Origin of the sequence: Streptomyces sp. DH12 (assembly GCF_020873895.1) — a bacterium.
In the GTDB taxonomy this organism is placed as follows: Bacteria; Actinomycetota; Actinomycetes; order Streptomycetales; family Streptomycetaceae; genus Streptomyces.
This window is the reverse complement of the sequence record NZ_JAHWGT010000569.1, coordinates 1-557: the sequence shown is the minus strand read 5'-3', so window position 1 is coordinate 557 and position 557 is coordinate 1. Positions and strand designations below refer to the sequence as shown.

Below are 557 nucleotides of genomic sequence, written 5' to 3'. Positions count from 1 at the left end.
CGTTGTTCGACTTCACCTCCGGTGTGCTGCGTTGGAGCTGGCGTGTGGCGTACTACGCGTACGGCGCTCTGGGCACCGACCGTTATCCGCCGTTCACCCTCGCCGACGTCCCCGACTACCCGGCGCACTGGGAGGTGACGTACCCGGAGCACCTGTCCCGCGGACTCGTCCTGGTGAAGTGGTGGCTGCTGGCCCTGCCGCACTACCTGATCCTGGGCTTCCTGGTCGGCGGCGCCCGTCTCGCCTGGTTCTCGGGCGGCCTCATCGGCCTGCTCACGCTGTTCGCGGGCGTCGCCCTGGCCTTCACCGGGCTCTATCCGCGCGGGCTGTACGACCTGCTGCTCGGCCTCAACCGCTGGGTGCTGCGGGTCGCCGCCTACGCGGTGCTGCTCACGGACGCGTATCCGCCGTTCCGGCTGGACCAGGGCGGGCGGGAGCCGGGGACGGCGGCGTGAGCCGCTCGCGAAGGCGCACGGGGTGTCACGTGGACTCACGAGAAGGAGCACCGACATGGTCCGTTACGTGTACGCGTTCGGCGAGGGCGGCCGGGACCAGGC

1 protein-coding gene is annotated in these 557 nt (G+C 70.7%); it reads left to right on the top strand.

Annotated elements, in window-relative coordinates; translation table 11 throughout:
* The coding region (locus LPA54_RS35825) for a DUF4389 domain-containing protein (protein WP_228984734.1) at positions 1 to 455 on the top strand (455 nt) is incomplete at its 5' end.
* Positions 456 to 557 lie beyond the last annotated feature (102 nt).